The 6,581-nt window shown below is 35.8% G+C and carries 4 protein-coding genes, 1 tRNA gene and 1 pseudogene; all 6 read right to left on the bottom strand.

Translation table 11 applies throughout. The features are described 5' to 3' along the window. Positions 1-608: 608 nt before the first annotated feature. On the bottom strand, positions 609-2,783 hold the full coding sequence (locus P618_RS01275; protein WP_021827153.1) for an Rne/Rng family ribonuclease: 2,175 nt from the start codon (positions 2,781-2,783) through the stop codon (positions 609-611). Between the two features lie 12 nt (positions 2,784-2,795). Then, positions 2,796-4,874, bottom strand: coding sequence for a polyribonucleotide nucleotidyltransferase (gene pnp, locus P618_RS01270; RefSeq protein ID WP_021827152.1), 2,079 nt, complete (start codon positions 4,872-4,874; stop codon positions 2,796-2,798). Then, complete coding sequence (gene rpsO / locus P618_RS01265) at positions 4,871-5,140, bottom strand: 30S ribosomal protein S15 (protein WP_021827151.1); 270 nt, start codon at positions 5,138-5,140, stop codon at positions 4,871-4,873. The genes pnp and rpsO overlap by 4 nt, the downstream gene beginning before the upstream one ends. Positions 5,141-5,184: 44 nt before the next feature. Further along, positions 5,185-6,075, bottom strand: a complete 891-nt coding sequence (truB, locus tag P618_RS01260; RefSeq protein ID WP_021827150.1) for a tRNA pseudouridine(55) synthase TruB — start codon at positions 6,073-6,075, stop codon at positions 5,185-5,187. A 46-nt stretch (positions 6,076-6,121) separates the two neighbouring features. After that, positions 6,122-6,205 (bottom strand) — tRNA-Leu (locus P618_RS01255). Positions 6,206-6,347: 142 nt separating this feature from the next. Continuing rightward, positions 6,348-6,461: pseudogene (locus P618_RS09080) on the bottom strand (IS701 family transposase); the annotation flags it as partial. Positions 6,462-6,581: the final 120 nt, after the last annotated feature.

Here is a 6,581-nt window from a genome sequence, read left to right as displayed (position 1 = left end):
TGCTAGTTTTTTTATATCGCTCTCGTTTTTTTGGCTTGCTTGCAAGTAGGTAAAGTTTTTTTTTTACAGCTAAAGCCTAGCTTATTTCACCTCCGATACGCAGAAATACTAGCATTAAATAGTTTTGCTATCTTCTGCTCGTTTTTTATCTTCATTGGCCTTCGACATAAACTCTTAGCTTTTCTGGGGCTATTTTGCTCTTTCTGCTTAAGCGTGGTTTGGCTTTAATGGACCCCGCTTCTTGGCACCTGATCCATCACCTCAATATCTTGGATGTCGTGTTTTGAGTGTTACCAAGCTTAATATATTCTATTACTCTCTCCCTTAGATCTAAGCTGTATTATTTTTTTGTCATTTTCTTTTAAAAATAGCATTTCTTTGTCCCGTTTTCAAGCTAAATTACTATAGTTTAAGACTTTTTAGAAAAATTACAGCTAAAAAATTCTTAAAAACATTGAAAACACAGTATGTGTGTTTCTTAAAATATTTTCGAAAAATACTTCAAAATACATTCATGTTAACATTTTATATTTTTTTTTACATAAAAATAAATACCCTGCTAATTTTTTTGATGTACAATCAAAAAATAAAAAACACACCTCCTACTCTTAAGCATAGCCGCCTTTTTCATTATTTTCCGTTACTTTGTCCTTCAAGAAAATACGACGACGCCGATATCGTCGTTTTAAGGCTTTAACTTCAAGAGCTTTTGCCATTTCCATTAATCCAGGATTTAGATTTTCTTGTTTTTCTTCAACATTTTCGATCTCTAAATTAAGATTTTCAACATTATTTTCGAAAAAATTTACTTTTTCTGATTTTAAATTTTCTTCATCTTCTGAAACTTCTTCTAAATTTTCTTCATCTTCTGAAACTTCTTCTGCATTGTTAAGTTTTTCTTTAGTCTGTAGTACTTGCGTAATATTTTTTTTTCGCTTAGATTTTTTAGTTTTTTTCAAATGTTTTTCTTCCTCCACAGATAAACTTTCCTCTACAGCAAAATCGTCGTTCGAATCTTGAGATTTCTGCAAAGGAACAATAATTTCTCTAGCTTTTTCGATTTCTTTTTTTTCATTTTCTGAATCTAAAACAGAAAAAGGCAACTTTAATTTTTCAGAAATTTTTTCTGTATCAGAAATTTCATAGGACGATGAAGTTAAAAGAGAAATTTCATTTAATTTCGGGGTAACAATTACATCTACGGAATCAAATTGTCGACCAGATTGTATTTGAAGATTGATAAATACTCCCATAGTATTTTCAAGTTCTGTTAAATACCTTCTGTACTGATTAATAAGAACATGCCCTACCTCCATAGAAACCTCAACCGTTAAATGACTTGCCGGAGACGCAAGAGATGCTTGACGTGCAATATTCCTCAAAACCTTCATTGCAAGCGCATTATCTGATAAAATGTATCCGTTTCCATGACATAAATGACACGGTCTAGAAATGCTCTCAAACAATCCTTGTCGTAATCTTTGTCTAGACATTTCCAATAAACCAAATTGACTAATTTTTCCTACTTGAATACGAGCACGATCCACTTTTAACGCATTTTCTAAAAATTTTTCTACTTGTCCATAACGGTGAGAAGGCATATCAATAAAATCAATTACGATCAATCCAGATAGATCTCTTAACCGCAACTGCCTTCCAATTGCCTGAGCCGCTTCTAAATTAGTTTTTAATGCCGTTTCCTCCATTGCACGCTCTCGAATGGATTTACCAGAGTTAACATCGATAGAAACTAAAGCTTCTGTTTGATTAATAATCAAATATCCTCCCGAAGGAAGCGTAACTTGTGGTTGATACAAATTATTAATCATTTCCTCTAACGCATATTTTTCAAAAAGTGTACACTCAGTTTCTTGATATAATTTTACACGTCTTCGATGAGTAGGCATAAAAATCTTCATAATATTTTGAGCTTTTTTAAAGCTTTCTTTATCTTCTACCCAAATTTCTTCAATATCATTACTGTAAAAATCTCGAAAAGCACGATAAATTAAGTCATTTTCTTCGCATAATAATGCAGGAACCTCTTTTACATTTCTCGAAAGTTCTTCTATTTTTTTCCATACTCTGATAAGACGATCGTAATCTCGTTTAAGCTCTTTTTCTGTTCTCCCCAACCCTGCGGTACGCAAAATAACACTCATACCTTCTGAAAGATCTAAATTTTCAGACATTTCTGTTAAATGTTTTCGATCTGCCTTGTCTGTAATTTTACGAGAGACTTTGATCTCTCCTGGGCTGTTGGGCATAAAAACAATAAAACGTCCTGCCAAAGAAATGTAAGTAGTCAGTGCTGCTCCTTTATTTCCGCGCGCATCTTTAACAACTTGAACAAGCATCACTTGACCTTTTTTAATTACATCTTGTATACGTAATGGAAAATTTTTAACACGGGGAACTTTCGAATCTTCTTTTCCTTCTTGCGAAGTTCCTTTCAGTGAGGAATCTTCATGTTCAAAATTTTCTTGTAATTCCGTTTCATTTTTATTCTCTTCTTCCCCTTTATATTGATAATATCCTGGATGAATCTCTGAAAATGCTAAAAACCCTTGCTTTTTATCTCCAAATTCTAAAAAAGCTGCTTGTAACGCAGCCTCCACGCGCGTAATCTGAGCTAAATATATATTTCCTTTTTTTAAACGTTTAAAAGAAATTTCGTGATCAAACTCTTCTAATATCCCATCTTTAACAACCGCCACTCGAGTTTCTTCACCATGAAATGACCGATCAATGAGTAGAACTTTTTTTAAACAATTTTCTTTCATGACCTAATCACACTAAGCTTGACGGATGCTTAACTGCACCTTCCCATTCTTATCAATATCCAACACGCGAACCTGAACAGATTGACCTTCTTTAAGATGTTCGGACGGATGTGTTAATCGTTTTCCAGCTAAAATCTCGGTCACATGCACTAAACCATCTTGAGGAAAACCGAAATTTACAAAAGCTCCAAAATCTAACAATTTTTTAACGACCCCATCATAAACACTTCCTATGATAGGACCTTGTGTTAAATTTTTGATCGCTTTTAGCGCATATTCTGCATCTTCAGCACGATAAGAAAAAATACTTACTTGCCCGTCTTCACCAATATCAATTTTGGATTGACTTGCATCACACAGCTGCTTAATATGCTTTCCCCCAGGACCTACAAGATCTCGAATCTTATCTACAGGAATTTTTATTCGATTTAGACGAGGCGCGTGGACACTTACAGTATCTCTTGGCGCACTAATGGTTTGCTGTTCCATTGTTTGCAAAATTTGTAAACGCCCAACTTTTGCTTGAGCGAGTGCTTGCTCTATTATCTCAAAAGTTAACGTATTAATTTTTAAATCAACCTGAAGAGCTGTGATTCCTTGAGAAGTTCCCGTCACTTTAAAATCCATATCTCCCAAGAAATCTTCTGTACCTGAAATATCCCAAAGCAGAACGTCCTGATCTGACGGGTCTTCTTTTGAAATTAATCCCATAGCAATTCCTGCAACAGGTGCTTTTAATCGTATCCCCGCATCCATTAAAGCAATAGAAGCTCCGCATACAGTGGCCATAGAGGAAGATCCGTAAGACTCAGTAATTTCTGACGCCAACCGTACAGTACAATTCAAATCTTTGGGAAGCAAGTTAATTAAAGCTTTTTGAGCTAAACGTCCATGACCAATTTCTCTTCTTCCAGGAGCAAACATCTTACCGACTTCACCCACAGCATAAGGGGGAAAACAGTAATGCAACATAAAGTATTCTCGCTCTACACCAGAAAGACGTTCAATCATCTGACTATCGTCTTGTCGACTTCCCAAAGTAACTGTGACCAAAGCTTGAGTGTCACCTCTCGTAAATAAGGCGCTACCATGACATCTTGGTAACAAACCAACCTCACACATAATTGGACGAATTTCATCCCATTTTCGACCATCTAAACGCTTTTTTTCTGTTACAATATAGTTTCGAGCAACTTGTCTCCATTTTTCATAAAAATAAGACTCAATATGCTCTAAATGCACATGACCTTGAGATTCACATAATCCTTTCCACGCAAGCAAAGCTTTCTCAAGATGAATATGTCGCGCGCGAGGAATCGTTAAGCAACACGCTTCCTCTAAATCTTTGCGAAGAGAAGCGGGAAACTTTAAAGATAAATATTCTGGAGAAGCATGAAAAAAATGATGAGGCTTGACACTATCTCGAAGCCATTGAATACCTTCAAAGATAGGTTTAAGTGATTGATGCCCAAATTTTAACGCTTCTAGAATAAATTCTTCTGTGCAAGCTGTTGCTTGACACTCAATCATCGAAGTTCCAGAAGGAGTGGCTCCAATCAATACATCAAACGCTTCATGGGGAGAGCTCAATGTAAACTGTCCATTCTGATACCCAACACGTGCCCCGGCAGAAATTTCTTGAATGGGCAAACCAGAAATAGCTAACGCTGCAGACGCTCCAATCATCGACAACACACCAGGGTCAGTATCTATATCATAACTAAGCACCGTACATACAATTTGAACTTCATGAAAAAAACCCTTTACAAAAGAGGGTCTCAACATGCGATCAATATACCTGGAAACTAGTGTTTCATACTCAGAAGGCTTCCCTTCACGCTTAACAAATCCTCCTGGAATTCGTCCTGCCGACGAAAGCTTTTCTTGGTAATACACAGAAAGAGGAACTCCTGACCCAAAAAAAACTTCTTTTCCTACACAAACTGTACACAATATTACTGTGTCGCGATGATAAACGGTGACTGCTCCCAAAGCTCGTCTAGCAATACGTCCAACTTCTAATGTTAAGGGACATCCGGCCCATTCTATTTTTTTTGAAATGATATTAAAAAAATGAGATTCTTTATTCACCGACGCAACTCCAAAGCGGAAAGAATGGTTTTGTAACGATCTTCATCTTCTCTTTTTAAGTAATCTAGCAAACGTCTTCTTGCACTTCGCTGCCCCTCAAGACCTCGACGACTACTTACATCATTTTTATGACTTTTTAAATGCTCTGAGATCTCAAAAATTCTAGCTGTACAAAGAGCAATCTGAACTTCTGGACACCCCGTATCTCCAGTTTTTTTTTCAAAAGTTTCTATAATTTTTTTCTTTTTTTCATAAGATAAAGCCATCAAACATTCTCCATTAGCTTAATTTAAATTATCCGCAAGTCTTTTTATTTATGCGCCGAATCAACAAAACAACGATACGGAACTACACCACCTGCCACTCCTTTAGCTAAACATATCATTTTTTCTTGATATTTACAAACCCAAAAATCGGAAAAAAAGGGTAAATCCAAAAAAACTTGCCTTCCATTCCAAAGCTGTGTCTTTTGTACTTCATTAACAACAATAACAGGGAACTTTAATCCGTAATCTGTTGGATAAATAAACTGTTGAGCATGATCAATCATGTTTTTCGTTAATGTACATACGCTTATTGATTGATTACCTTGAAACGGTCCTACAGAAGTTCGTGTTAGTTTAGACACATACGCTAACGTACTTAAATTTTCTGCTAAATCTTTCGCAAAAGCGCGTACATAAGTGCCGCTATCGCACACCATCTCAATTTCAATATTCTCTCCATCATAGTTAGATTCCGAAGTAATCAAATCTAAACGATGAATGTTAATAAGCTTTTCAGGCAAATCAAAAACTCGCCCTTCTCGAGCTAAGGTATACGCGGGAATTCCGTTAACTTTAACTGCCGAATATTTACAGGGCTTTTGAAAAGAAACACCCAAAAATTTTGAAAGAGCTTGCTTTATAGATGTATAAGAAGGACGCACTGAAGACTTGGATATGATAGATCCTGTAGGATCTTGAGTATCCGTATCAATTCCCCATACACACGTAAAGTGATACGTTTTTGGAAAATTTAATATAAAAGGGACGAGCCGAGTAGCATGACCAAACGCGATGGGAAGGACGCCCTCTGCAAAAGGATCTAACGTTCCTGCGTGACCAACTTTTATGCCCCCTCCAAGCCATCTCTTCACTGCACGATCAACGCGCGTACACACAGTATCACGTTGTTTCCAAATGTTTATCCAACCATTCATATGTTACAAATATTTATAATGATTTTTTTCAAGATATATTTAAACGTCCCCTAGGAGAGAGTCGAACTCTCATGCCTATACAGGCAATAGATTTTGAGTCTACCGCGTCTACCAATTCCACCACCAGGGGGATTGTTCCCATTGTAACAAACGTTTTATCTAAAAATCAAGGCCTAAAACGCTTTTTTTTATCCATTTAAAAAAATATAAAATTGGTTATAAAAACAACGTGTTTACTGGCAATGAAAGTGTTATAGTAAAATTAACTCATCTTACGTAGCATCTTTCAAAATTTGAAGTTCATTGAACATTAAAAGATTGGCTTTTAACAATAGTTTTTGTTTTATTGCAAAATGATTCAATGAGGTTTTCACTTTCAATAACTGATGTTACGCAGCAATAGTTGATTTCTGCTTGAAATCATCATATTTTTCGTCCGTAAGTTTTTAAGGACAAAAAATGAAACTGGATCTTCTTGATATTTATAGCGACTATTTGATAACTCA

Source organism: Holospora obtusa F1, from assembly GCF_000469665.2.
GTDB classification, from domain to species: Bacteria; Pseudomonadota; Alphaproteobacteria; order Holosporales; family Holosporaceae; genus Holospora; species Holospora obtusa.
This window is presented reverse-complemented; position numbering and strand designations above follow the sequence as displayed.

What these genes read in the sequence shown, in the direction of transcription:
- P618_RS01275 (WP_021827153.1), bottom strand. Translation starts at nt 2,783, where the DNA reads ATGAAAGAAAATTGTTTAAAAAAAGTTCTACTCATTGATCGGTCATTT.
- rpsO (WP_021827151.1), bottom strand. Translation starts at nt 5,140, where the DNA reads ATGGCTTTATCTTATGAAAAAAAGAAAAAAATTATAGAAACTTTTGAA.
- truB (WP_021827150.1), bottom strand. Translation starts at nt 6,075, where the DNA reads ATGAATGGTTGGATAAACATTTGGAAACAACGTGATACTGTGTGTACG.